Annotated in this window: 21 protein-coding genes; 8 read left to right on the top strand and 13 right to left on the bottom strand. The window is 52.2% G+C overall.

The window, feature by feature from the left end; all coding sequences use genetic code 11:
- Positions 1 to 2: 2 nt before the first annotated feature.
- The 3 genes from efeO to putP all read right to left on the bottom strand — a co-directional run bounded on the left by efeO (position 3) and on the right by putP (position 3677).
- Positions 3 to 1124, bottom strand: coding sequence for an iron uptake system protein EfeO (efeO, locus tag RAC90_RS01385; RefSeq protein ID WP_375123855.1), 1122 nt, complete (start codon positions 1122 to 1124; stop codon positions 3 to 5).
- 50 nt (positions 1125 to 1174) lie between these two features.
- A complete protein-coding gene (efeU, locus tag RAC90_RS01380; RefSeq protein WP_006120218.1) occupies positions 1175 to 2002 on the bottom strand; it encodes an iron uptake transporter permease EfeU in 828 nt (275 codons plus the stop codon).
- Between the two features lie 190 nt (positions 2003 to 2192).
- Positions 2193 to 3677, bottom strand: a complete 1485-nt coding sequence (gene putP / locus RAC90_RS01375) for a sodium/proline symporter PutP (RefSeq protein WP_033742030.1) — start codon at positions 3675 to 3677, stop codon at positions 2193 to 2195.
- Between the two features lie 441 nt (positions 3678 to 4118).
- On the opposite strand from putP, the gene putA reads away from it, so the two are divergent.
- Entirely contained in the window at positions 4119 to 8063 is a 3945-nt protein-coding gene (putA, locus tag RAC90_RS01370; RefSeq protein ID WP_058707982.1) for a trifunctional transcriptional regulator/proline dehydrogenase/L-glutamate gamma-semialdehyde dehydrogenase, read from the top strand.
- Positions 8064 to 8273: 210 nt separating this feature from the next.
- Here the strand turns inward: putA and RAC90_RS01365 are convergent, their stop codons facing one another.
- From RAC90_RS01365 to RAC90_RS01325, 9 genes are all read right to left on the bottom strand, one after another.
- Entirely contained in the window at positions 8274 to 9353 is a 1080-nt protein-coding gene (locus tag RAC90_RS01365) for an acyltransferase family protein (protein WP_033742227.1), read from the bottom strand.
- Between the two features lie 424 nt (positions 9354 to 9777).
- The gene (locus RAC90_RS01360; protein WP_058707981.1) at positions 9778 to 10860 is read right to left on the bottom strand and encodes an acyltransferase family protein; all 1083 of its coding nucleotides are present in this window, start codon (positions 10858 to 10860) and stop codon (positions 9778 to 9780) included.
- Positions 10861 to 11097: 237 nt separating this feature from the next.
- Complete coding sequence (gene tcyN, locus RAC90_RS01355; RefSeq protein ID WP_006118892.1) at positions 11098 to 11850, bottom strand: L-cystine ABC transporter ATP-binding protein TcyN; 753 nt, start codon at positions 11848 to 11850, stop codon at positions 11098 to 11100.
- Complete coding sequence (gene tcyL, locus RAC90_RS01350; RefSeq protein WP_375123854.1) at positions 11847 to 12515, bottom strand: cystine ABC transporter permease; 669 nt, start codon at positions 12513 to 12515, stop codon at positions 11847 to 11849. The genes tcyN and tcyL overlap by 4 nt, the downstream gene beginning before the upstream one ends.
- Positions 12515 to 13315: a cystine ABC transporter substrate-binding protein gene (gene tcyJ, locus RAC90_RS01345; protein ID WP_058707980.1), complete on the bottom strand. Its 801-nt coding sequence runs from the start codon at positions 13313 to 13315 to the stop codon at positions 12515 to 12517. The genes tcyL and tcyJ overlap by 1 nt, the downstream gene beginning before the upstream one ends.
- Before the next feature lie 132 nt (positions 13316 to 13447).
- Complete coding sequence (locus RAC90_RS01340) at positions 13448 to 14434, bottom strand: D-cysteine desulfhydrase (RefSeq protein ID WP_375123853.1); 987 nt, start codon at positions 14432 to 14434, stop codon at positions 13448 to 13450.
- A gap of 191 nt (positions 14435 to 14625) precedes the next feature.
- Complete coding sequence (gene fliZ, locus RAC90_RS01335; RefSeq protein WP_039342604.1) at positions 14626 to 15129, bottom strand: flagella biosynthesis regulatory protein FliZ; 504 nt, start codon at positions 15127 to 15129, stop codon at positions 14626 to 14628.
- 50 nt (positions 15130 to 15179) lie between these two features.
- On the bottom strand, positions 15180 to 15902 hold the full coding sequence (locus tag RAC90_RS01330; RefSeq protein WP_006118887.1) for an RNA polymerase sigma factor FliA: 723 nt from the start codon (positions 15900 to 15902) through the stop codon (positions 15180 to 15182).
- Positions 15903 to 16045: 143 nt separating this feature from the next.
- Positions 16046 to 17014 (bottom strand): HNH endonuclease signature motif containing protein, encoded by a 969-nt coding sequence (locus RAC90_RS01325; protein WP_006118886.1) that lies wholly within the window; start codon positions 17012 to 17014, stop codon positions 16046 to 16048.
- 345 nt (positions 17015 to 17359) lie between these two features.
- Here RAC90_RS01325 and rfbA point away from each other — a divergent pair, with 345 nt between their 5' ends.
- The 7 genes from rfbA (at position 17360) to RAC90_RS01290 (ending at position 24311) form a co-directional block, all read left to right on the top strand.
- On the top strand, positions 17360 to 18226 hold the full coding sequence (gene rfbA / locus RAC90_RS01320; RefSeq protein WP_058701498.1) for a glucose-1-phosphate thymidylyltransferase RfbA: 867 nt from the start codon (positions 17360 to 17362) through the stop codon (positions 18224 to 18226).
- Between the two features lies 1 nt (position 18227).
- Positions 18228 to 18761, top strand: a complete 534-nt coding sequence (rfbC, locus tag RAC90_RS01315) for a dTDP-4-dehydrorhamnose 3,5-epimerase (protein ID WP_006118884.1) — start codon at positions 18228 to 18230, stop codon at positions 18759 to 18761.
- Positions 18761 to 19627, top strand: coding sequence for a dTDP-4-dehydrorhamnose reductase (gene rfbD / locus RAC90_RS01310; RefSeq protein ID WP_039342611.1), 867 nt, complete (start codon positions 18761 to 18763; stop codon positions 19625 to 19627). The genes rfbC and rfbD overlap by 1 nt, the downstream gene beginning before the upstream one ends.
- A 12-nt stretch (positions 19628 to 19639) precedes the next feature.
- Positions 19640 to 20482, top strand: a complete 843-nt coding sequence (locus RAC90_RS01305; RefSeq protein ID WP_375123852.1) for a WcbI family polysaccharide biosynthesis putative acetyltransferase — start codon at positions 19640 to 19642, stop codon at positions 20480 to 20482.
- Positions 20483 to 20885: 403 nt separating this feature from the next.
- Positions 20886 to 22052, top strand: a complete 1167-nt coding sequence (locus RAC90_RS01300; protein WP_375123851.1) for an acetyl-CoA carboxylase biotin carboxylase subunit family protein — start codon at positions 20886 to 20888, stop codon at positions 22050 to 22052.
- Positions 22053 to 22061: 9 nt separating this feature from the next.
- Complete coding sequence (locus RAC90_RS01295; protein WP_375123850.1) at positions 22062 to 23171, top strand: Gfo/Idh/MocA family protein; 1110 nt, start codon at positions 22062 to 22064, stop codon at positions 23169 to 23171.
- 33 nt (positions 23172 to 23204) lie between these two features.
- Positions 23205 to 24311, top strand: a complete 1107-nt coding sequence (locus tag RAC90_RS01290; RefSeq protein ID WP_375123849.1) for an FkbM family methyltransferase — start codon at positions 23205 to 23207, stop codon at positions 24309 to 24311.
- 243 nt (positions 24312 to 24554) lie between these two features.
- Here the strand turns inward: RAC90_RS01290 and RAC90_RS01285 are convergent, their stop codons facing one another.
- On the bottom strand, positions 24555 to 25697 hold the full coding sequence (locus RAC90_RS01285; RefSeq protein ID WP_039342620.1) for a DegT/DnrJ/EryC1/StrS aminotransferase family protein: 1143 nt from the start codon (positions 25695 to 25697) through the stop codon (positions 24555 to 24557).
- Positions 25698 to 25733 lie beyond the last annotated feature (36 nt).

Genomic DNA, 25733 nt, shown 5'->3' with positions numbered 1-25733 from the left:
GATTAGTTCAGGCCCAGTGTGCCACGCAGTAGGGAAAGATCTTCCGCCAGAGCGGTGATCGGCCCTTTCAGCGCCGTGCGGTCAGCCTGGGTCAGTTTTTCATAGGATTCATAACCTTGCTGCGTGCGGTATTTATCCAGAATCGCATCCACTTTACTGAAGTTAGCGTCTATTTTTGCTAAAAGCTGTGGGTTCACCTGCTGCAGTACCGGACGTAAAAGTGTGACAATTTTTTGTGCGCCATCCACATTCGCGCGGAAATCCCACAGATCCGTGCGGCTGTAGCGATCCTCTTCGCCAGAGATTTTGGTCGCTGCCACCTCTTCAATCAGCCCGGCGGCTCCGCCCACCACTTTCGCCGGAGGAAATGCCAGTTCACTCACGCGTTGTTGCAGGTCATGCACATCGTGATTTAACTGGTCGGCATAGCCTGCCATGTCTTTCGTCGTGTTATCTGCAAACAGGGCTTTTTCGAGACGATGGAAGCCGGTAAATTTCGGATCGTCGGCTTTTTTCTCGTAATCATCTTCGCGGGCATCAATACGACCATCAAGGTCAGAAAACAGCTCCGCGATCGGCTCAATGCGCTCGTAGTGCTGACGGGTGGGCGCAAATAACGCTTTGGCTTTAGCCACATCACCGGCTTTCACCGCATCCGTAAACGCCTGCGTGCCGGATACCAGCTGACTCACTTCCTCAGTGACATAGGCTTTATAGGCATTAATGGGGCCCGCCAGTTGCATCAGTTCGGGTTTGCCTTGTTGCGCACTTTTGCTCCCGGTGCCCTGCACGATCAGTTTGCCTTTCGGGTTCGTCAGCAGGCCACAGGTCATGTCATATTCCCCGGCTTCCAGGTTGGCCGTCAGTTTCTGGCTAAAGCCCGGCGCAATATTTTCGCGCTCTTCGACCACCATCACGCCTTTGAGAATTTCCCATTCCAGCGCTTTTTGGCTGTTATTTTTAATCAGAAACTGAGTTTTACCGGCCTGTACCGTAACTGACATGGGCTCACACTGTTTGTCCGTCACAGTGACGCTGACCTGCGGAATGGCTGCAGCCAGTGAAGAGCCAGAAAACGCCAGCAGAGAAGCCAGTACCGCATTACGGTGAAAACGCATCATCATATTTTTTCCCTGTTCAGTCAGAGGCGCGGCTGACGCGCCGGGTAAACGCGTTAGCGCGCAGCTGCTGAGGTATCAGCGCGTGCAGGCATAACAAACAATAATAAAGCGGGGATCAGATAGAGCAGCCAGACAGCGACTTCACTGACGCTGGGTGCTTCCTGATAGCCAAGCATGCCTTCCAGCACTGTGCCAAACAGCGAATGCGTGGACAAGATCGGGCTCATATCAAAGGCCACCTGCTGAAAATGATTCCACAGCCCTGCCTCATGAAAAGCGCGAATAGCCCCTGCCGCCAGGCCCGCTGCCACCAGCAGAATGAACATGCTGGTCCAGCGGAAAAAGTGCGCCATGTTGAGCCGCAGGCCGCCCCAGTAGATCAGCATGCCCAGCACCACCGCCGTGGCCAGCCCCAACACCGCACCCAACGGCGGCGCATAACCGACATCCTGTGTGAACGCGGCCAGCAGAAAGAACACTGATTCCAGCCCTTCGCGTGCGACGGCCAGAAACACCATCATCACCAGCGCCAGGCCGCCGCCGGCCGATTTATGCAATGCCTCGTCGACGGCGTGTTCAAGTTCCCGTTTGATATTGCGCGCGACCCGGCGCATCCAGAACACCATCGAGGTCAGGATAACGACCGCGATTACCGCCACGATACCTTCAAACAGCTCTTGCTGTTTCTGCGGAAATTCACCCGTGGTCTGGTTGATAAAGATACCCAGCCCAAGGCAGAGTGCGGCGGCGATAAAGACGCCCGCCCACATCGCAGGAAACCACTGAGTGCGCTGAGTGCGCTTCAGATAACTGGCGATCAGGCTGACGATCAACGCGGCTTCAAGCCCTTCGCGCAGCATAATGAGAAACGGAACAAACATCGCCAACCTCTTGAATGTTAACCGGCGTCAACGACGCGTAAAGTTACGTAAAAACGAACGATACCGATTATCATTACCACTCAAAAAAATACAAGTTCCACAACGAAATAATTTCGTAACTGTCTGTGCCAGATAACGGGCAAAAAAAAGCCTGCCCTCGCGGGGGCAGGCGGTGGAAAAAAGAAGGCGATTACTTCGTCTGGAACTCGGCCTCAGCGGCATCGAAACGTGCCATCGCCTGGGTTGACGGTGCGCGACTCGCCAGGCTAAAGACGACGATGGCGAGACTGGCCAGGATAAAGCCCGGGATGATTTCGTACAGACCGAGCCAGCCATACTGCTTCCAGACCACCACGGTCACCGCACCGACAACCATGCCCGCTAATGCGCCATTGCGGTTCATACGTTTCCAGCACACGCCGAACAGCACAACCGGCCCGAACGCCGCACCAAAGCCCGCCCATGCATAGCTGACCAGGCCTAATACCCGGTTTTCAGGGTTGGCGGCCAGTGCGATGGCAATCAGCGCGACCAGCAGCACCATCAGGCGACCGACCCAGACCAGTTCTTTCTGGCTGGCATTTTTGCGCAAAAAGCCTTTATACAGGTCTTCGGTCAGGGCGCTGGAGCACACCAGCAGTTGGCAACTGAGTGTCGACATGACGGCCGCTAAAATGGCTGACAGCAGAATCCCGGCAATCCAGGGGTTAAACAGAATACGTGCCAGCTCAATGAAGACACGCTCGCCGTTTTGAGTTACACCAGCGGCCTCGCCCGGGTTGTTCTGGAAATAGGCGATACCAAAGAAGCCAACCGCGACGGCGCCGGCCAGACACAAAATCATCCAGGCCATACCAATACGGCGCGCGGTACGAATTGACCGGTGTGAATCCGCCGCCATAAAGCGGGCCAGAATATGGGGCTGGCCAAAATAACCTAATCCCCAGCCCAGTAGCGACAGGACCGCAACCACATTCAGTCCTTTGAACATATCCAGGTTTTCCGTGCTTTTAGCCTGAATGACTGCCAGCGAATCGCTTAAACCGCCGACGGCCATGATGACGATAAGCGGCGTCAGGATCAGGGCGAAGATCATCAGGCTGGCCTGAACGGTATCTGTCCAGCTTACCGCCAGGAATCCGCCCACCAGCGTATAGAGAATGGTCGCCGCCGCACCGGCCCATAAGGCCGTGGCGTAGTCCATTCCAAAGGTGCTTTCAAACAGGCGCGCACCGGCAACCACACCGGAAGCACAGTAAATGGTGAAAAACATCAGGATGACGACCGCAGAAATCACACGCAGAATTTTGCTGCGATCTTCAAAGCGGCTGGTGAAAAAGTCGGGCAAGGTTAAGGCGTTATCATGATGTTCTGTCTGGACGCGTAAACGACCCGCGACAATTTTCCAGTTAAGCCAGGCACCAATAATCAGACCAATGGCGATCCAGCTTTCTGAAATGCCGGAGAGAAAAATGGCACCGGGTAAGCCCATCAGCAGCCAGCCGCTCATGTCAGAGGCACCCGCTGACAGCGCGGTAACCACACTGCCCAGGCTGCGACCGCCCAGAATGTAGTCATCAAAGTTTTTGGTTGAGCGCCAGGCAATAAAACCGATGAGCACCATCCCGAGGATATAAATTAAAAAGGTCACCAGCATGGGTGTACTTACTGTCATGTGTTTCTCCGTTATTATCCGATCTCTTAAGAGAAATCTTTTCCTGCGCCACCGGAACGGGGTAGCGTCAGCGTATTACCGCATCGATAAAAGACCCGTTTCCCTTAAGGCGCGGTATCCTGCCGTAAAGGCACGTTCTACACAATGCATTTAACACATCCGTTACATCAGTTTCACCTCTCTCCCTGTTTTAAATGTTCACAGGTTGCGCCCGCTCACACTTAAGTTGCACCTTTACCACCACAACCCTGTTTAAATTGAAGGGGGTTGCAACATTGGCGAGTTTCTTGCAGCAAGATTTGTGCCGCTTTTAAATGTTAATGGCAAAAGCGGCGGTAAAGTGTGGAAGCAAGGTCACATTTAACACGGTTGCACAAAGTTGCAACATGAGTGATAGTGCAGCCCTTGCTCTGGTAAAAAACGTTTTAAGGAACAGAAATCATGGGAACAACGACCATGGGGGTGAAGCTGGATGAAGCCACCCGCAGTCGCATTAAACTGGCGGCACAGAAAATGGATCGCACGCCGCACTGGCTGATTAAACAAGCGATCTTTAACTATCTCGTGCAGTTAGAAGCCGGTGAAGCAGTGGAAGAGATTCCCCTGCAGCTCAACGAATCGGCTTCTGATGAGGTCGCTGCGGACGAGATGGTTCAGCCGTTCCTTGACTTCGCAGAGCACATCCTGCCGCAGTCGGTAGCCCGTTCGGCCGTGACGGCCGCCTGGCGTCGACCTGAAACCGATGCCGTTCCCATGTTGCTGGAGCAAGCCCGCCTTCCCGCTCCGCTGGCTGAAAAAACCCGGCAGCTCGCCTTTACCCTGGCCGAGAAGCTCAGGCACCAAAAAGGGGCAACCGGACGCGCCGGTATGGTGCAAAGTCTGCTTCAGGAGTTTTCATTATCTTCACAGGAAGGCGTGGCGCTGATGTGCCTGGCGGAAGCGTTGCTGCGTATTCCGGATAAACCGACGCGCGATGCGCTTATCCGTGACAAGATCAGTAACGGCAACTGGCAGTCGCATCTGGGCCGCAGTCCGTCCATGTTTGTTAACGCCGCCACCTGGGGCCTGTTATTTACCGGCCGCCTGGTCTCAACGCATAACGAAGCGAATCTGTCGCGCTCGCTCAACCGGATCATTGGCAAGAGTGGTGAACCGCTGATCCGTAAAGGCGTGGATATGGCGATGCGCCTGATGGGTGAACAGTTCGTGACGGGTGAAACCATCGCCGAAGCACTGGCTAACGCCCGTAAGCTTGAAGAGAAAGGTTTCCGTTACTCTTACGATATGCTGGGCGAAGCCGCCCTGACCGCCAGCGATGCGAAAGCCTATCTGGTTTCGTATCAGCAGGCGATTCATGCGATTGGCAAAGCCTCCAATGGCCGCGGCATTTATGAAGGCCCGGGCATTTCAATTAAGCTCTCTGCCCTGCACCCGCGCTACAGCCGTGCCCAGTACGACCGGGTGATGGATGAGCTGTATCCGCTGCTTAAGTCGCTGACGCTACTGGCCCGCTCTTACGACATCGGCATTAATATTGATGCAGAAGAAGCCGACCGCCTGGAACTCTCTCTTGATATGCTCGAAAGGCTGTGTTTTGAGCCTGAACTGGAGGGCTGGAACGGTATCGGCTTTGTCATTCAGGCCTATATGAAGCGCTGTCCGTTTGTTATTGATGAGCTGATCGACCTGGCGCAACGTAGCCGCCGCCGTTTGATGATTCGTCTGGTGAAAGGCGCTTACTGGGACAGCGAAATTAAACGCGCCCAGATGGAAGGCCTGGAGGGCTATCCGGTGTACACGCGCAAAGTGTATACCGACATTTCGTACCTGGCCTGCGCGCGCAAGCTGCTGGCGGTGCCGAACCTGATCTATCCGCAGTTTGCCACGCACAATGCGCACACCCTGGCCGCCATTTATCAGCTGGCAGGCAATAACTACTATCCGGGTCAGTACGAGTTCCAGTGCCTGCACGGCATGGGTGAACCGCTGTATGAACAGGTGGTCGGCAAGGTTGCAGACGGTAAACTTAATCGTCCCTGCCGTATTTATGCCCCGGTCGGTACGCATGAAACGCTGCTCGCCTATCTGGTGCGACGCTTACTGGAGAACGGCGCGAATACCTCCTTCGTTAACCGCATCGCCGATACGTCCCTGCCCATCGACGAACTGGTCGCCGATCCGGTTGCCGAAGTTGAAAAACTGGGCCTCAGCGAAGGGACACTGGGCCTGCCGCACCCGAAAATTCCCTTACCACGTGACCTGTATGGCGAGGACCGCGTAAACTCCGCCGGTCTTGATATGGCGAATGAACATCGTCTTGCGTCGCTGTCCAGCGCGCTGCTGAGCGGTGCTACCGAAACATATGTGGCGCAACCGCTTATCGACGGCCCTTTAACGGGAGGGGAAAGCGAGCCAGTGCTCAATCCGGCCGTCCCTGCGGATGTGGTGGGCACCGTGCGCCAGGCATCCGAACAGGAGGTTTCCCTGGCCATTGAGGCCGCCGTTAATGCCGGCCCTATCTGGTTTGCCACGCCGCCGCAGGAGCGTGCCGCCATTCTGGAGCGCGCCGCACAGCTGATGGAAAGCCAGCTACAGCAACTGCTGGGTCTTCTGGTGCGTGAAGCCGGAAAAACCTATAACAACGCCATTGCCGAGGTGCGTGAAGCGGTCGATTTCCTTTATTACTATGCCGGTATTGTGCGCCATGATTTCGATAACGAAACCCACCGCCCGCTTGGCCCGGTGGTCTGCATCAGCCCGTGGAACTTTCCGCTGGCCATTTTTACCGGCCAAATCGCCGCGGCTCTGGCGGCAGGTAACAGCGTGCTGGCGAAACCCGCCGAGCAAACGCCGTTAATTGCCGCACAGGCCGTCAATATTTTACTGAGCGCTGGCGTGCCCGCCGGTGTACTGCAACTGCTGCCGGGTCAGGGCGAAACCGTGGGGGCACAGCTCACCGGCGACGAACGGGTGCGCGGCGTCATGTTTACCGGCTCCACCGCCGTTGCCACGCTGCTGCAACGCAATCTTGCGGGCAGACTCGATCCGCAGGGCCGTCCGACACCGCTGATTGCGGAAACGGGCGGAATGAATGCCATGATTGTGGACTCCTCCGCGCTGACCGAACAGGTGGTTGTCGACATCGTGGCATCGGCCTTTGACAGCGCGGGACAACGCTGTTCCGCCCTGCGTCTGCTCTGCGTGCAGGAAGACGTCGCAGACCACACGTTAAAAATGCTGCGTGGCGCGATGGCGGAATGCCGCATGGGCAACCCGGAACGCCTGTCCACCGACATCGGTCCGGTGATCGATCAGGAAGCCAAAGCCAACATCGAACGCCATATTCAGGCCATGCGTAATAAAGGCTTTAAGGTCTACCAGACGGCACAGGATAACCCACAGGACAGCAAAGAATGGGCCACAGGCACCTTTGTGAAACCAACGCTGATTGAGCTGGATAAGGTCAGCGATCTGACCCAGGAAGTGTTTGGTCCTGTCCTGCACGTGGTGCGTTTTACCCGCAGCAACCTGCCGCAGATCGTTGAGCAGATTAACGCCACAGGCTATGGCCTGACCCTGGGTGTTCATACGCGCATCGACGAAACCATCACGCAGGTCACCGCCAGTGCCAAAGTGGGTAACCTGTATGTTAACCGCAACATGGTCGGCGCGGTCGTCGGTGTGCAACCCTTTGGGGGCGAAGGCCTCTCAGGTACCGGTCCAAAAGCGGGCGGCCCACTGTATCTTTATCGTCTGCTGGCTCACCGCCCGGATGAGGCGCTGAGCACCACCCTCGCCCGTCAGGATGCGGAACGTCCCGCAGACAACAGTCAGCGTCAACGCCTGTTAGCGCCGCATCAGGCACTGACCGACTGGGCAAAAGATAAGCCACAGCTGTCTGCGCTGTGTCAGCATTATGAACAGCTGGCGCAGGCCGGTACGGTTCGTCTGCTGCCGGGCCCAACAGGAGAGCGCAACACCTTCCTGTTACTCCCGCGCGAACAGGTGCTCTGTCTGGCAGATAACAACGACGATGCGCTGATTCAGCTGGCTGCGGTAACCAGCGTCGGCAGTCAGGCCCTGTGGCCGGATGATGACCTGCATCGTACGCTGCTTAATACCTTACCGGCAGCGGTGAAGAGCCGTATTACCCTGGCGAAGGATCCGCTGACCGCGCAGTTTGATGCCGTGATTTATCATGGTGATGCCGACCAGCTCCGCAGCCTGTGCGAGCAGATTGCGGCGCGTGAAGGTGCGATTGTCTCGGTACAGGGATTTGCCCGCGGTGAAACCAACCTGTTACTGGAACGCCTGCTGATTGAACGCTCTTTGAGCGTCAACACCGCCGCCGCGGGCGGTAACGCCAGCCTGATGACGATCGGTTAACTGTCGGCGCGTTTCATTCTGGTTGTGATCAAGGTTCATGCCTGGCATGAACCTTTTTTTATGACGGATGAAAAACCCGCGGCCGTTGAGCGCCTCAGCAGTGGAGAAGTGCGAAGGGATTCGCGCTATCAGGTGGTTTCTGCGCGCACATCCCCCGCATACGCAATCCGGACGCGCCGCAGAGACAGGTGGCTGACATGCGTACAACGGTCAGGCTGCCGGAATAGAAGGCCGTTTCATCAGATGTGGCAAGCGAAACAGCGCGCGTCCCGGTCCCCGATTCAGCAATGACCAGACCGCCATGGAGCACAAGGCGCAGATCGTAACCATCACCGGAGGATAGAGACAGGCCCAAAGCCATGAAAAGCCTGTCAGCTCAAAAAGCTGGTGACGTTGCGCATATAAAATCGCCGTCATCCCGAAATATTCAATGAAAATACGGTGAATAATGTAAAGGGGTAAGGTATGGCGGCCTGTCCAGTTCAGCCAGGCCATACAGCCCAGCTGGCTTAACCATCGGCAGGCGGCCACGCTGGCCAGAATGGCAATCAGACAGAGAAAAAGACGGCTGTTCAAATCAAGCAGGCCCTGTAGTACAGCCAGCAGTCCCAGTAACAGCCACGGCAACCTGTTCTCCCGTCGCCCTTCGCTCAGTCGTAGCATGGGTGCCCACCAAAATGCGCCCAATACAAAAAAGATAAAATACTGCGCCAGACTTTGCGGTCCCCAGAACGGGATACTCTTTTCGACCGCCAGATAGTTCAGCACAGCGGCTACGATAAGCAGCGGGATTTTGTAATGTTGAAACCATTTGGCGCACAGGAAATAGAGTGCCAGACCATATAAATACCAGGCGGTACTCATGGCGAGAAAGGTCAGTCTGAGAAATTCTGAAAACGAACCGGCATAGGCCGCATTAAGATTTTGCGAAATACGCTGTCCGGTAATTTCCGTCGCGATGCCGGAAATGGATCCCCACTGAATGACGCCCCATAACAGATAAAGGTAAAACAGATTCATAATGCGGCTGGTGGCGACAGACTGCCAGGGCCGGTGAAGAATGGCATGACTGGCCAGCAGACCCGATACAAAGAAAAAGGCGGGCATGCGCAGCGGCGACAGTAGCAGGTTAAACCGGACCCACAGTTCAGCCGGGAGCAGGCCCGCGGTCAGATGTGTTACCGTATTATCAAAGCCGGGTAATACCGTGTGATACAGAATAACCAGCAGGATACACAGGCCTTTGAGTGTATTAATCCAGGCAATTTCTTCTTTTTCTTTGCTCATCATCGGCACATTTCCGCTGCGGTGAAACGGCAATTCACATCGCCTTCTCTTGTGCGAAAAGTATTCCGTATGTTCTTTCTGCTGAATGTAGCGAAAGTCTTAAATACCCGCGTTGCGGTGCGTTTCGGACCGTACTTTACACTTAAAGGGATTTATTGACACTGCGCCCGGCAAGCGCGTTATTCAGACGCCTTTTCCTTTCCTGTCTGGTTATCCTTATGACATAAACCGAGGCTCTGCCCTGCTTTCAACAGGCGTACCGTACGGACTGACGTAGGCGCTTTTATCCCGTTTACCCGATAAAAAATGGATTCACGGTCAGGCGTGCGCTGACCTGGCTCCGGGCTCGCGGGCATGACGGGCATGACGGGCAACGGAGAAGTGATCTGGCGGATGAAAAAAGGGGCCAGCGCGCTGGCCCGGATCTTCAGGATAAGGTTTGCGTTTCAGGCTGACGCTGACTGACCAGGCGTGGATGGAGAAACAACATACGTCCCGGCCCGCGATTAAGTAACGACCAGACCAGGAGCGACAGCAGTGTGCATACCGCCACACCGGTCACCGGCATCAGCAGCGCCCAGGCCCAGCTAAAGCCGGCATTGCCGAACCAGCCGAAATGCAGCGCCAGTGTGATAGCGCTCAGTCCGAGCAGTTCGATAAAAATGCGGTGTAACACATAGATTTGTAATGTATTTCGACCGATAGCGTTCAGCCAGGTCATTCTGAAATGCGCATTGAGAAAACGACACAGCACGATGCCAAACACGATCGTCAGCAGGCTGTAAAACGGGTTTTTATAGATGCCACCTGCATGATGGGCGATGCCGACAAGTGCAATCGCGCCAAGCCACAGCCAGTGACGTCCCTTGAGGGCGCTCAGTTCAATTAGCCTCGCGCTGAAAAATACGCCCAGCAGGAAATACAGAGAGTTCTGCGCCACGCTGGCCGGGCCCCATCCGGGGATCAGGTTAAACTGCGCAGCGTAGTTCGCCGCTATCGCCGCCGCCAGCAGAACCCTTTTCTGTTGATGGAAAAGCTTAGTCACCAGGAAAAACCCTGCCAGCGCGTACAGGTACCACAGGCTGGTCATCGACAGCATCAGCAGCTTAATAAACTCAAGAGGCGAATCCGCATAGGCGGCATTTTTGCTACTGGACAGCCGTTCGCCTAAATGGGTGGAAATGTAGTGGATACTCAGCCACTGAATCACGCCCCACAGCAGGTAGAGGTAAACAATATTGCTGAATTTTTTCGTAAACACTTCCTGCCAGCTTTTCTTCACGACCGCGTTAGCGGCCAGCAACCCAGACACAAAGAAGAAAGCGGGCATACGCAACGGCGAGAGCCAGGTATTAAACGCCACCCATCCTTGTGCCGGTAGCAGACCCGCGGTCAGATGATGAAGCGAGGGTGCGAACGTGGTGATGATGGCGTGATGCAGTACGACAAGTAAAATGCACCCTCCTTTGAGGGTATTGATCCAGAGGATTTCCTTCCTGGGGTGAGTCATTATAACGTCCCGATAGCGCGATGAATTTGTGAAGAATTATTAATATTTTCACTGTCACCTCAATCGGGGAGGTCTTAAAATTTACACTCTGTTACGTCATTGAAACATCACTCCGTATAACCGAAGCGATAACAACAGGTTAAGGAAAGACCAGCCGTAAATTTTCAGAAGAAACTGAGCGCGCAGGCAGGAAAAAAATAAATAAAACGCCGCCCGTGTCGGGCGGCATTTTGGGGATTATTGATTAAGAAATTTATCCAGAAACTGTCGGGTACGTGCCTGCTGAGGAGCGCTGAACAACGCTTTGGCCGGGCCCTGTTCTACCACGCGGCCCTGATCCATGAAAATCGCCCGGTCAGCGACATCACGGGCAAAGCTCATCTCATGGGTCACAATCACCATCGTGCGCTTTTCCTGCGCCAGCGCCCGGATCGTATTCAACACTTCGCCCACCAGCTCGGGATCCAGCGCCGAGGTCGGTTCATCAAACAAAATGACTTCAGGCCGCATGGCAAGCGCGCGGGCAATGGCAACACGTTGTTGCTGTCCGCCGGAAAGACGACGTGGATAGCTGTCTTCTTTACCCTGCAATCCCACTTTTTCAAGCAGGCCACGCGCCCGCGCAACCGCGTCCGCTTTGGTTTCGCCTTTGACGATGACCGGCCCCTCAATAATGTTTTCCAGCACCGAGCGATGCGGAAACAAATTGAAGTTCTGAAACACAAACCCCACTTGCTGACGGAGTTGGCGCACCTGTTCTTTCTGCTTATTGATCCCCAGACTGGCGTCAATCGTAATATCACCGACTTTGATGCGCCCGGCCTCAGGCACTTCAAGCAGGTTGATGCTGCGCAACAGCGTCGTTTTACCGGATCCGCTCGGGCCGATAATCGCCACAATTTCACCCGGCGCAACATCCAGATCGATGCCGTGCAGTACCGTTTGGCCGTTAAACTGTTTCACCAGTTGGCGTACTTCAATGGCACTCATTTCGCCTCCTGATCCTGACGGTTAACGTGTGCTTCGAGCCGGTTCTGTAAGGCAGACAGCACGGTAGCCATGATCCAGTAGATAACCGAGGCCGCCAGATACATCGTAAATACCTCCAGCGTACGTGAGGTAATCAACTGGGCCTGACGAAATAACTCCGGTACCTGAATGGTCGCCGCCAGTGAGGTATCTTTGACCAGGCTGATGAAGCTGTTACCCAATGGCGGTAAAGCGGTACGGGCAGCCTGAGGCAAAATAACCCTGCGCAGCGTTTGCCACGGCGTCATGCCAATGCTGGCCGCCGCTTCCCACTGGCCGCGCTCAATCGCCGCAATGGCACCACGAAGCGATTCCGATGCATAGGCTGCTGTATTCAGCGACAGGCCAATCATCGCGGAAGGAATTGGATCCAGCTCAATGCCAAACTGGGGCAGACCGTAGTAGATCATAAACAACTGAGCGATAAGCGGCGTGCCACGAAAAATCGACACGTAGATACGTGCCAGCCAGCTGATGGGCCAAAAGCGCGACAAGCGCATCAGCGCCAGCACAAAGCCCAGTATCAGCCCAAAAAACATCCCGCCAATACTGAGCTGAAGCGTAGACAGCGCGCCTTTAAGAAGGAATGGTGCTGAATCCAGCACCAGTTGTAAACTTTCCTGCATTATTGCGTAACGTCCGCGCCAAACCATTTCTCAGACAGCTTTTTGAGCGTGCCGTCTTTCTGCATCTCTGCAATCGCCTGGTTAATGGCTTTCAGTAAATCTTCGTTACCTTTACGCAGTGCAACGCCCGCTTCAAGACGCGAGAACGCAGGGCCAGCGACGGCCATCGTGTCACCGGTTTTCTTCACCAGATCCAGTGCCGCCAGACGGTCCACCAGAATCGCATCAACGCGACCTGAACGCAGATCCTGGTATTTGGTAGGATCGTCATCATAGGTACGAACATCGACACCTTTCACGTTTGCACGTAACCACTGCTCGTAGTTGGTGCCCAGACCGACGCCCACTTTTTTACCTGCCAGATCTTCGGGGCGGGTGATGCTGCCGGCATTTTTCTTCAGCGTCAGCGCCTGCACGCCCGAAATGGTGTACGGTGTGGAGAAGTCATATTTCTTTTTACGCTCATCGGAAATGGTGACCTGATTAATCACCACATCGATACGTTTGGAATCCAGCGCGGCCAGCATGCCATCCCATTTTGTCGGTTTCAGAACGGCTTTCACACCCATTTGTTTCGCCAGGTCCTGGGCGAACTCCACCTCAAATCCGGTCAGCTTGCCTTTTTCATCCTGGAAACTGAAAGGCGGATAGGTGCCTTCCAGGCCCACACGCAGTTCGCCTTTACTTTTCACTTGCTGCAGCAAATCTTCTGCGGCAAAGGTTTTAACACTAACGCCAGCAACCAGCGCAACCGCCATCATTCCAGTCACCAGCTGGCGACGAATCTGTGAGAAAGCCATGTGTACCCCATTTATTATTCGTGAGTGTGCTGTTGAGCGGCTAAACCCCGTTTGCCGCTCTGTCATTATGGGCGTTATTTACCTGAGACAGCAAAATAACGGCCGGATTATAAACCTTTTTTTCGCGACGTCTCAGACCGAAGGGTGATAAGCAAATAACGCGGGCGCACCGCCGGTATGCACAAACAGGAGCGGTCCTTCGCGGCGGAAACGATTCTGACTGATCCCATCAATTAACCCCGCCATCGCTTTGCCAGTATAAACCGGGTCGAGCAGGAGGCCTTCCAGCCGGGCCAGCAGCTTGATCGCCTCTGTGCCCTCTTCATTTGGCTCGCCATAGCGTGGCCCAAAGTAGTCATCCCACAGCGTCACCGGGGCCTTTGCCTCTACCGACAACTGCGATGCCAGCGCCTGACGAATAGCGTCCACTTTCGGCAGCTGTTCATCACGCTGACGCGATACGGTCACGCCCACCAGCTCGGTTTGCGGCATGAGGTGTTCCAGCCCAATGGCCAGCCCCGCATGCGTTCCGGCACTGCCAGACGCGACAACTACCGCAGCAAAATCCACCACGCCTTCACTTTGATGCACGATCTCCTGGGCGCACTCTACGTAACCCAGCGCGCCTAGCGCGTTTGATCCACCAACAGGCAGGGTATAGGGTCGAAAGCCCTGCGCCTCAAGGCGTTCCGCCTGTTCCGCCAGTTGTGCGGCAGGATCGGTCAGTGCATCAACCATCATTACTTCAACGTCCATCAGTTCCAGCAGCAGCCGGTTACCGTTAGTGAGGTAATTCTCGCTCTGGGTCGCGATGGGGTTTTCAAGTAATGCCACGCATTTCAGCCCAAGTTTGGCCGCGACCGCAGCGGTCTGACGCACGTGGTTGGACTGGATCGCACCGGCGGTGAGCAGCACATCGGCCCCCTCACGCAGCGCATCGGCCGCCAGGAACTCCAGCTTGCGCAGTTTGTTGCCGCCCAGCGCCAGCGGCGTTACATCGTCGCGTTTGATAAAAATGTCACGACCTAAGAAGTCCGACAGACGGGGCAAAAATTCCAGAGGCGTGGGCGCACCCAGAAGTTCAATACGGGGAAACTGATGAATAAGATGTAAAGACAATGCGGCCTCCAGTCAGGCACAGAGCAGTTATCATTACAGTGTTACAGAAGATGAAGAAAGGATCATCCTGAATTGAGGTCAGGAACGTGGAAGACGGGAATGCACAACATCCCCACGTTTCTTCCGATGGTGAGAAGAAACGTGGGGCGGGAAATCGACTGACCGTGCATCCTGTGCCCGGCATTTTTCCCTTAACGTTGCTGCCAGCCTAAGAACTGGTCGTATTTGCGCAGCGCAATTCGATAATTATTGTTGCCTGCATCGGGTAAATCTTCTTCCAGGCATTGATGCCAGCTATTGCCTTTCAGTTTTTCTGCCGGAAAATTTCGCGCCTTCAGCATATCGTCAAGCCGACGTAACCGAACCACATACTCACGAATCGTGCTTGGGCTCATTTCCGTCTGCTCAAACAGATATTGTTTAAACGCCATAATGTCAAAATAGTTAGGATGTGTATTACAAAAAATATCGCTGCAAAAACGACAAAGTGCCGTTAATTCTGGCTGCAGTTTTAGCCAGAGTGGCTCATCAATCATTTGGTCCATCCGTGCGATGGCCTCTTTATTGATGATCTGGCCACGAAAAACCAGCGCCATTCGGTCTAGTACTTTGCCACAGTGTGAACAATTGGTTTGGCTGTGTTTATAGTCTTTAAGATAGCGACTTAAAGGTCTGGCTTTGGTTTTGGCTCCCACTGTTGAGTCCCCGATTTCTTATATTTATAGATCTCCAGGAACTGAGCCTTCTAGCGCGCTCCCGTAAGTCGGGCACGCAAGCGTTTAATCGCCTGACTGTGCAGTTGGCTGACCCGGGATTCCCCGACATCAAGTACCGCGCCAATCTCTTTAAGATTCAGTTCTTCCTGGTAGTACAGTGTCAGCACCATTTTCTCGCGCTCAGGCAACGCCTCGATCGCTTCTATGACGCGTTCACGCAGACTCCCTTCCATTAACTGATGAAGTGGATTGGCCTCTTCGTGCCCTTCCGTCACCAGCTCCGCACTGTCACCGTGTTCTTCCCGATACTCGTCGTATGAAAAGAGCTGACTGTTGTTGGTATCCAACAGAATCTGCCGGTACTCTTCTATCGAAACATTCAACTGTTGCGCGACTTCCTGCTCGGAAGCGGCCCGACCCAGCATCTGCTCAACCTGATGCATGGCTCCGGCTACCTCACGTGCATTACGTCTGACGCTGCGTGGCGCCCAGTCCCGGCTGCGAAGCTCATCAAGCATTGCGCCACGAATGCGCTGGACTGCATACGTGGTAAAGGCGGTACCCTGAAGCGCGTCGTAGCGCTCCACCGCATTCAACAGACCAATGCCCCCGGCTTGCAGCAGATCGTCAAGTTCCACACTGGCAGGCAGGCGAACCTGCAAGCGCAGTGCTTCATGACGCACCAGTGGGACGTAGCGCTGCCAGAGCGAATGTTTGTCCATCACGCCTTCGGCGGTATAGAGATCGTTCACGTTGACTACCCTGCGTTAATGAAGTTATCGGCATGATTATGCAATTCTGTAGGACTTTCGATTGGCAGAATAGGCGGGATAAACCGAGGTTATTTCAAATTTGTGATGTTTCAGAGCGGAAGATTCCGCTCTGTCTCAACAGGCTAACCTAATGACAGTAAACGTTGACGAGTGGCGGAGGGCACGCTGTCCCATAAAGCACAAACCTGCCCTTCCATTTCCTGATAAAAAGGGCTAATGCTTTCGCGGGTTTTTTCATCCCCATTAAAACGGACCTTGCCGGAATCACCATCAATACTAATCATTCGGTTAACAAAAAGTCGCTGTAAATCGCTGCGCAGGAATAATCCGTTATCCACACTGTTATCCGCCAGAAAACCTTCATCATTCTCTCGCGTATCAATATGGCAGGCTTCCACCCATGGCCACGGATGCTGATCGATCAGGCTGGTGCCGGTAATGACACAGGCACCATAACGGGCTTTCACGGCGGCCATAAATTCGGCCTGGCTGGCTCGCTGTAGCACTTTAGCCTTTACCCGCCGCCCGACTTCAGTACCAGGCATCACTGCGGCGGGTGTTTTATGTCCGGGTGTACTCAGTACCACAATAAACTGGATACGCTGTGATTGCGGAAAGCACGGATTGGAGTGCATGTTAAACAACTGCCACCAGGCATCGTCGCCGTCTTCTCGCATCAGCACCAGTTTGTATCCCCGGCTGTTGATCAGGTTCTGCGCCTGTGCTGAATGGGGATCGATCATGGCATATACGTAGCTTTGGCCAATCACTTTCCACAAATTCTCCGCTTTGTCCTGCTCTCCCCGGCGGAAATAGTGAAAAGGAGCCTGCTGCTTCAGGTAATACTCAAAACGGCGCAGGTAATTTTTACGTTCATTGTCGTTCGCAATAAATAACAGGTCTTCCAGCGGACTGTTGCTCTCTTCCTGTGCGAAGACAGCACGAATCTTTAGCGTCCGAAAGCTGGTCGAAGGACTCAGCAGCGCTCGCGCTGTTAATTCTTTCTCATCAGGGTATTGCTGTGCATAGCGCCGGGCGATCTCCTCGAAGGAAAGCCGTTCACCCGGTAGCAGGTCATAGTTGAAGCGCATAACCACCCCAGAACACGCGAAGTTGTAGCCAAATTAAACTTATCCTGAAGAGTGTTATCGGCACCATCTGTATGAACTGTAACGTTTATCCAACTTTTATCGCGCCGAAAACTCTAATCCACAATCACTTCCTTCTGGTTGACGCGATTTGCATTACTGCGCGATAAAATGTGCCCGCTTCGCTTATGCTGATTTATTTCATTAGCCGCTATGGATGCGGGGACGGACTTATCCTTGACTTTACCCGCTTTTTTGTCGGTTATTCGTGCCATTACTTTCACTCGAACACTCGTATTCTTTCACCATCACGCTGCACGCGCAGACGAGTTATGAAGGAAGCGAATGATGAAAGGCATAGTACTGGCAGGCGGAACCGGTTCCCGACTGCATCCGGTGACCTGTGGCGTCTCTAAGCAACTGCTGCCGGTCTATGACAAGCCCATGATCTATTATCCCCTTTCCGTCTTAATGCTCGCGGGGATCCAGGACATTCTGGTCATCACCACACCGGAAGATCTGGCTGGGTTTCAGCGCCTGCTTGGTGATGGTTCGCATTTTGGTGTTAATTTGCAGTATGCGGTTCAGCCGTCACCTGATGGTCTGGCTCAGGCGTTTATTATTGGTGAGTCATTTGTTGCCGGTGAACGCTGCGCGCTGGTACTCGGCGATAATATTTTCTTTGGTCAAAGCTTCGGTAAGAAGCTGGAAGATGTCGTTGCACGCGATCGGGGCGCAACCGTATTTGGCTATCAGGTGATGGATCCGGAGCGCTTTGGCGTAGTGCAATTTGACAAGCAGTTCCGCGCCCTTTCCATCGAAGAAAAACCCGCCGTACCGAAATCCAACTATGCCGTGACGGGGTTGTATTTTTATGACAGCAACGTCTGCGCCATGGCGCGTGAAGTGCGACCGTCTGAACGGGGCGAGCTGGAAATTACCACGCTCAATCAGATGTACCTTAATGATGGCTTACTTAACGTTGAAATCCTGGGCCGCGGTTTTGCCTGGTTGGATACAGGCACACATGAAAGCCTGCTTGAGGCCTCTCATTTCATTCACACCATTGAAAAACGTCAGGGATTTAAAATCGCCTGTCTGGAAGAAATCGCCTGGCGTAAAGGCTGGACAGACAACAACGCGCTGTTAAAGCGTGCGCATTATCTTGGCAAAACGCAGTACGGCCAATATTTAAAAATGCTGGTGGAGGAATAACGTGGAAGTCAAAGCAACCCATATTGCTGACGTTAAAATTATTCAGCCGGCCGTATATGGCGACGCGCGCGGTTTCTTTTTGGAAACCTTTGAAAAACGCCGTTATCAGGATCTCCTGCAAACCGACCTTGAATTTGTTCAGGATAATTATTCCCGCTCTGCACGGCACGTCTTACGCGGCTTACATTTCCAGAAAACAGAGCCTCAAGGCAAACTGGTACGCGTGGTGCGCGGAGAAGTCTTTGATGTCGCCGTCGATATCCGCCCAAATTCGCCCACCTATGGTCAGTGGGTCAGTATTTTGCTTTCAGAAGAGAATAAAACTCAGCTATGGGTCCCACCAGGGCTCGCGCACGGTTTCGTCGTGCTCTCGGACATGGCTGACTTTGAATATAAATGTACTCAATATTACAACCCTAAGGATGAAGCCTGTCTGATGTGGAATGACCCCGATGTTGCGATTCAATGGCCTGTCGAACAGCCGATTCTGTCGGTAAAAGATCAACAAGGACTCTCGTTGCAGGAGTTGATGTAATGCGCGTTTTACTCACGGGTGCTTATGGCCAGTTAGGGCGTTGTTTACTGGATCGTTTTCCCGCCGACTGGATCACGCTGGCGTGTGGTTCGGCGGAACTGGATATTACCGATCGCGTTGCCGTTGTGCGCGTGGTTAAAAAATTTAAGCCCGATGTCATTATGAATGCAGCGGCTTATACCGCCGTTGACAAGGCAGAAACCGACCGGACACGAGCCTTAAAGATCAATGCGATTGGCCCTGAAAATCTGGCTCAGGCCGCCAAAATGATCGGGGCGCGTTTCATTCATATTTCCACAGATTATGTTTTCGACGGGGTGAAAAAAACGCCCTATACCGAACAGGATCCGCCCTGCCCGATTAATTTTTACGGCCTGAGTAAGTGGGAAGGTGAAAAGCGCGTCTTTGAGGTCCTGCCCGAGGCGATTGTGATTCGTACCTCATGGATGTTCAGCGAATACGGTAATAACTTCGTCAGTACCATGCTTCGTCTGGCGCAGACGCGTTCCGAGTTACATGTGGTGAACGATCAGTATGGCTGTCCGACCTACGCGGGTGATTTAGCCCAGGCCATGATCACGCTCGCCGACATGCCCGAAAAGCACGGTCTTTACCATTATTGTGGCGACGTTGCCGTCAGCTGGTGCGAATTCGCTCAGACAATCTTTGTCGCGGCGCAACAGGACGTGGTCGTGCATGGCATTATCAGCTCGCACTATCCGTCTGCGGCGATTCGGCCGGCGCGCAGTGTGATGAACAGCGACGCTCTCAGCACCATCGGCATCCCCCCCTCAGACTGGCAGGATAAACTTCGCCTCTGTCTGAATCACCTGGCGACCCCCTTTCCCTACGCGAATACTTTATAAGGAGATAATGTAATGAAAGTAGCAACGATTGGTAACTGTCAGCTCGAAGTCGTTGGTCAGTTATTAAGTAATTATTCTGAGCTTCATCGTGGCGCAATAACACACGTTGTTAATACACCTCTGTATAAACTTGATGCTCAGCGAGACATTATCAATCTGATGCACGAACTTGAAAGCTGCGATCATATTTTTATGCAGTATCATTCTGAACGCTGGGGTTTGCTGTCAACCGCGAAACTGACCGAGTATTTCGATATCCGCATATTACCCACAATGGAATCAAGCGTATCAGCACCGCAGCTAGGGTATTATTCTGCTGCCGTGCCCGATTTAATGGTGTATGTTGATTACCGTTTTTTGCATCTCTATTTGACCGCACATGCCTGTGCGGATGCCGTTGCTGCGTACCACAATGTTAGTTACGACGCGGCCAGGCAGCATAACATGATCATGGACGACGCTAATCGCTACCAGCGGTTGTTCAAAGAAGGTAAGGTGGCGTTTGATTATTCAGACTTTTATCGGGACGCCCTGTTAAAAGATAAACATTGCTACAGCACGGTAAGCCACCCCAATAACAAACATTTAAGCATTTTCTTTAGTGCAATCTTTTTTGATTTATTTAAAGAGAATAAGAACTTCGATCTTGGCGGCAACGATTTGCTTAAAAACTATATTGCTCCAGAGGTAGGCAGTGGCGAACAGCATTATTTCATGATGCGCGAAACAGGGCTTTCTCTGGCCTGTAAAATTAACTATCACTTCTTTTCTTCACAACCGCGTGAACAACTCTCAGAAGCCTTACTGCGTTCCACTTATTATCGTAGCCTGAAATCCGGCTATCAAAACCTCTGAGCCTTTGCTGTAAGCCTGAAGATGCATCTTATCGATCAGGCTTGTCAGCACACAAAACAGTACCATTCAGTCACGGCGGCAATGCAATCAATACTGCGATGTTGCTTTACTGTATTAATACAGCGTTATATCGCTTTGTGGCGTCTGCCTGTCTCTGCCGTTCCGGTCATTATGATTCTGCATAAAACATTCACGTTGCCGCCAGAAGGAACGCGGTTCATGACGAGCCTGCCTGTCCCCCGTTTGCGTTAAATACACACTAAAAAGGGCTTTATTTACGGCATCAGTTCGGCCTGCCGGGATTACAATCTGCTATAAAAGCGCGCCTGGCACCCCATCCATACCAGGAAAAAACTTTGCCAGCTAAACAATGTGTTAGCTGCACCACCTCAGGCAAATCATAATGAGCAGTAATAAAAAAGCACTTATGCTGGATGCCGGTTTTGCTGCTATGCCTCTTTTGATGGCACTTAAGCATTCCGGTTATGAAACAGCTGTATGCAGCGGCAAACCGCAGGATCCGGGTCATCAACTCGCGACCCACTCTTTTTGCCTGAATTATGCCAACGTACAGGACGTACTGACCCTGGCGAAATCACTCAATATTACTTCACTTCTGCCTGGTGTTACTGATGTGTCTTACCTTACGGGTGCCAGTGTCGCTGAGGCAATGGGCTTACGCGGTTTTGATCGCCCTGATGTAGCAGAAATTATTTTTAAAAAAGACGTCTTCCGCCAGTGGGCACAGAATAAGGGTTATCCAGTCCCTGTGGCCGTGAGCTGTCCTGAAGAGGCGGCGCAACTTCCGTTACCGTTGATGATAAAACCTGTCGATTCCTACAGCGGATTAGGGATTTCACTGGTGGCTGAGCGCGAACACATCTCCGCCGCCTGGCGAGATGCCTGTGCGGCATCATCCTGTGGCCAGGCGCTTATAGAGCGCTGGATAGCCGGCGATTTACACAGCCACTCCGCTTTTATCGTGAATGGAAAAGTGGCGGTCGAATATTTTGTCGATGAATTTTGTACCGTTTATCCCTGGCAGGTAAACAGTAGTAGCCTCAGCCTCAATCTTCCTGCGTCGATAAAAGACCAGGTCAGCGACTGTATACAGGCACTCGTTGATGAGCTCGGGCTTTGTGATGGTTTACTGCACACACAGTTTATCTCGGATGGTAAAAGCTTTTCTCTGATAGAAATGACACGCCGATGCCCGGGTGACCTGTATAATCAACTCATTGAATATTCTACAGACACGCCTTATTCACTCTGGTTCACCCATGCCTTTACCGGCACACCTTTTACGCCAGCCAGTCGGCGTCCCGAACATGTCAGATTAATCGCTCGCCATACTGTGTCTGTTGATCAGGAACAAACCTTTACCTCCGTCAGCTTCGCAGCATTACCGGCCAATATCCTTTCTTTTCTGCCACTTAAGAAAACAGGCGAGAGAATCCAGCGCGCGCCTCACGATCGCGCCGCGCTTATTTTTGCTGAATTCCACCAACGTGATGAACTGGCCCGCTTCACACCACAGTTAAAAAATTTTTTTACGCTTGGTAAGTACTAGGAAACCGATATGAAAAAACGACTACAACTTGGTTTTATTGGCGGTGGCGCGAATTCGGCTATTGGTCTTACCCATAAAATTGCCTCACAGCTCGACGGGGATTTTACGCTTGTGGCGGGCTGTTTTAGCCGCAATCCTGAGCAGAATCGTCACACGGGTGAGAGCTGGAATATTCATCCTGAACGTATTTATGACAGTATTCAGGCGTTTATTTTACAGGAGCGCCACCATCTTGACGCAGTTGCGGTGTTAACACCTACCCCTGACCATCATGAAATTATCACCGCCTGTTTCGAAAACGGTCTGGCTGTAATTTGCGAAAAGGCAATGGTTGAAAGCCATCAAAGCGCTTTGCACATCATGAACAGCGAGCATCAACATCAGGCTAAATTGTTTGTCACTTATAATTACAGTGGCTATCCCATGGTGCGCGAACTGCAAAAGCGCGTACAGCGCGGCGATTTCGGGGCCATTCAGCAGGTCATGGTTGAAATGCCTCAGGAAGGTTTTGCACGCCATAATCAGCATGGCGATGTGCCAAAACCGCAGAGATGGCGGCAGCAGGATGCCGTCATTCCAACCGTTTCGCTCGATCTTGGCGTTCATGTTCACCAGCTTATTGAATTTATCACCGGGGATCACGCCGTCGATATTTATGCGATCAATGATACCTACGCCAAAATTCCCGGCGTTATCGACACCGTACATATCTTATCGCGTTATCAAAGCGGTATGACGTGTAATTACTGGTATGGCAAAGCCGCTCTGGGATACCGAAATGGCCTGCGGATTCGCGTCATGGGAAGTCAGGGCAGCGCAGAATGGCTCCAGATGGATCCTGAATTCCTGTATGTCAGCGGTTTGCAAGGCAGTCGTTCTGTTATCGATCGCACAGCCAATGACAACATTGTTGCTGCTGATGCACGTTACTGCCGTTTTAAAGCGGGTCACCCTGCTGGCTTTATTGAAGCATTTGCCAATTATTATGCTGACATTGCCTCTGCATTGAGAGGGGAACCTAACGATTACGTGATGGGTTCAGACATTGCGGCTCGCGGGCTTCACTTTCTTGAAAGTGCCGCGAAAAGTGCAACAAGTCAGCAAAAATGTACCCTTTGAACAATAAAAAGATAAAATATAACGGAGTTCCTCATGAGTTTTCTTAGTGAAATAGTCGAGAAAAATAACCATTTTCTCGTTACGCTGGAGAAAATGTACCAAAACGGTAATCCGGTAGTCCTCATTGGCGCAGGCTGTCTGGCTACCAAGACCAGTGAATATATGGCGCGTAATCACTTGCATATCGATTATGTAGCGGTCAATGAAATGTATTTTTCTCCTGGTCAAACGTTAAACGAACTGACTATTGTCCCTCTGGAAAGTTTGCTCAACACCAATAAAAAATATAATTTTATTATTGCACTACAGTATGTGGATCCGGCGTTTTTGAATTCATTATCAGACGTTCAATCTGAAGTGCTGGTCTATGACCCCTCTTTTACGGGCGTAAACACCGAAGATATTATTTCCTATGATTTTTGTCAGGCCCATGCTGACGCCCTGCATTCCTTATATGAAAGTCTTGGTGATGATAAATCTCGCGAGACGTTTATCGCATTCATGAATCAGCGTATTAGCGCACGCCCTGACTATATTAAAACAGTGTATGATGAGAACCATTACTTCCCAACCGACATTGTCGCGTTGAGTAAGTCCGAGGTTTTTGTTGACTGTGGTGCTTATAATGGTGACAGCGTGAATGCTTTCGAAGCCGCACTGGCCACCCGCGGACTCCCTTCGCCGAAAAAAATCTTTGCCTTCGAACCTGACGACGTCAATTATCCGTTGCTGTGTGCCGCTACAGCGGATAAAGCGTATTGTGAATGCCACCAGGCAGGCGTATGGAGTGAAGAGACAACGCTGTATTTCGACTCAGGAAAAGCGTTGGATTCAAAAATTACTGAAAAGGTCACGACTAACAGTATCGCATTAACCACACTCGATAGCGTTATTGCGGACAGTAAGGTGACGTTTATCAAAATGGATATTGAAGGCGCTGAGCTTTCTGCGCTGGAGGGGGCGAAAAACAGTATTCAACGCTGTTACCCACTGTTGGCAATCAGCGCTTATCACAAACCGGATGATCTTATAAAGATTCCTGCTTATATCAAAAGCATTATGCCCGGGTATCGATTTTATCTCCGCGCCCATCATCCTGTTCATGCTTTTGAACTGGTGTTGTACGCGATTCCTGCCTGATTTTTTCTTTGCATCAGCCCGGCTCTCGCGTATCAGCCGGGCAGAGTTGTTCTCATTACCTGTATCCGTCGTCTGTGCCCTTCCCGTTTCTTTTTCGATATACCGCTGTCAGCAACGATTTTTGAGATGAGAAACGATTAAGAAAGCAAGATCGTGCAGATGGAAAGCATGTGAGATGTGCAGCGTCAGGCAAACGCATGTTCCCTTTTGCCTGACGGGCTTGTAAAGATCCGGATTGAAGCCTTACGCAGCATTCACATTGCTGGCGCGCATAATAATGTTAATAATCTCATCCTGATCCGCTTCCGCCAGGTTTGGATGCACCGGTAAACACAACACCTGCTGAGAAATTTGACTGGCCACCGGCAAATTTGAAGGAGCCGATGATTCATAGCCTTTGTACATCGGGAAATCGGAGATGAGCGGATAAAAATACCGTCTGACATAAATATTTTGGCTTTTGAAGTGATGATACAGTTCATCACGCGTCATCGGGAATAATCCCGCGTGAACAAAGACCGGGCAATACGCATAGTTCCAGTCGGTTTCATCAACGAGCGGTAGTAGCGTAAGTCCGTGTATATGCCCTAATGCCTGCTGATATTTTTCGTAGATGACTTTACGCTTAGCCAGCGCTGAATCCACATGCTTCAGCTGGAGTAATCCAAATGCCGCCTGAACTTCATTCATTTTGCCATTGATACCCGGCGCAACCACCGTGGTTTCATCGGCAAAGCCAAAATTCTTTAAATAATCAATACGTCGTTTGATTTTTTCATTCGGGCAGATAATGGCGCCGCCTTCAAACGTGTTAAATACCTTTGTCGCATGGAAGCTTAAAACAGAAAGATCGCCGTGATTCAGGATACTGACGTTTTTTTGTTTAACACCAAAACAGTGCGCGGCATCGTAGATGACTTTCAGACCGTAATTGTCGGCAATACGTTGAATGCGGTCGACATCGCAGGGAATGCCATAGCAGTGAACGGGTAAAATTGCACTGGTGGTAGGCGTAATGGCGGATTCGATTTTTTCAGGATCGATATTGCAGGTAACAGGATCAATATCGACGAATATGGGTTTTATGCCGTTCCATAATAAGGAATGGGATGTCGCGACGAAAGAATAGGGAGTGGTAATCACCTCCCCCGTGATTCTGAGCGCCTGAAGCGCAGTCACCAGCGCCAGGGTACCGTTCGCGAACAAACTGAGGTGCTCGACACCGAGATAATCGGCAAGGGCCCGTTCCAGCTCCTGGTGATACGGACCACCATTTGTGAGCTGTTTACTGTCCCAGATACGTTCTAAATAAGGCAGGAACTCTTCCAGGGGCGGCAGAAGAGGACTTGTCACCAGCACATTTGATGAGGGTTTGTTTATCTTCATCGGATAACTTCCTGACCTTAAATAATTGTTGAATGC

Source organism: Pantoea sp. CS_6 (assembly GCF_041954745.1).
GTDB lineage: Bacteria > Pseudomonadota > Gammaproteobacteria > Enterobacterales > Enterobacteriaceae > Pantoea > Pantoea stewartii.
Note: the sequence above shows the minus strand (reverse complement) of the source record. Positions and strands in the feature narration are given on the sequence as shown.

Bases quoted from the DNA above. Each gene is read 5' to 3' on its own strand.
- RAC90_RS01305 (WP_375123852.1), top strand. From the start codon at position 19,640: ATGAAAGTAGCAACGATTGGTAACTGTCAGCTCGAAGTCGTTGGTCAG.
- putP (WP_033742030.1), bottom strand. From the start codon at position 3,677: ATGACAGTAAGTACACCCATGCTGGTGACCTTTTTAATTTATATCCTC.
- rfbD (WP_039342611.1), top strand. From the start codon at position 18,761: ATGCGCGTTTTACTCACGGGTGCTTATGGCCAGTTAGGGCGTTGTTTA.
- RAC90_RS01365 (WP_033742227.1), bottom strand. From the start codon at position 9,353: ATGATGAGCAAAGAAAAAGAAGAAATTGCCTGGATTAATACACTCAAA.
- RAC90_RS01290 (WP_375123849.1), top strand. From the start codon at position 23,205: ATGAGTTTTCTTAGTGAAATAGTCGAGAAAAATAACCATTTTCTCGTT.
- RAC90_RS01360 (WP_058707981.1), bottom strand. From the start codon at position 10,860: ATGACTCACCCCAGGAAGGAAATCCTCTGGATCAATACCCTCAAAGGA.
- efeO (WP_375123855.1), bottom strand. From the start codon at position 1,124: ATGATGATGCGTTTTCACCGTAATGCGGTACTGGCTTCTCTGCTGGCG.
- rfbA (WP_058701498.1), top strand. From the start codon at position 17,360: ATGAAAGGCATAGTACTGGCAGGCGGAACCGGTTCCCGACTGCATCCG.
- RAC90_RS01285 (WP_039342620.1), bottom strand. From the start codon at position 25,697: ATGAAGATAAACAAACCCTCATCAAATGTGCTGGTGACAAGTCCTCTT.
- tcyJ (WP_058707980.1), bottom strand. From the start codon at position 13,315: ATGGCTTTCTCACAGATTCGTCGCCAGCTGGTGACTGGAATGATGGCG.
- tcyL (WP_375123854.1), bottom strand. From the start codon at position 12,515: ATGCAGGAAAGTTTACAACTGGTGCTGGATTCAGCACCATTCCTTCTT.
- RAC90_RS01325 (WP_006118886.1), bottom strand. From the start codon at position 17,014: ATGCGCTTCAACTATGACCTGCTACCGGGTGAACGGCTTTCCTTCGAG.
- efeU (WP_006120218.1), bottom strand. From the start codon at position 2,002: ATGTTTGTTCCGTTTCTCATTATGCTGCGCGAAGGGCTTGAAGCCGCG.
- RAC90_RS01300 (WP_375123851.1), top strand. From the start codon at position 20,886: ATGAGCAGTAATAAAAAAGCACTTATGCTGGATGCCGGTTTTGCTGCT.
- tcyN (WP_006118892.1), bottom strand. From the start codon at position 11,850: ATGAGTGCCATTGAAGTACGCCAACTGGTGAAACAGTTTAACGGCCAA.
- putA (WP_058707982.1), top strand. From the start codon at position 4,119: ATGGGAACAACGACCATGGGGGTGAAGCTGGATGAAGCCACCCGCAGT.
- RAC90_RS01295 (WP_375123850.1), top strand. From the start codon at position 22,062: ATGAAAAAACGACTACAACTTGGTTTTATTGGCGGTGGCGCGAATTCG.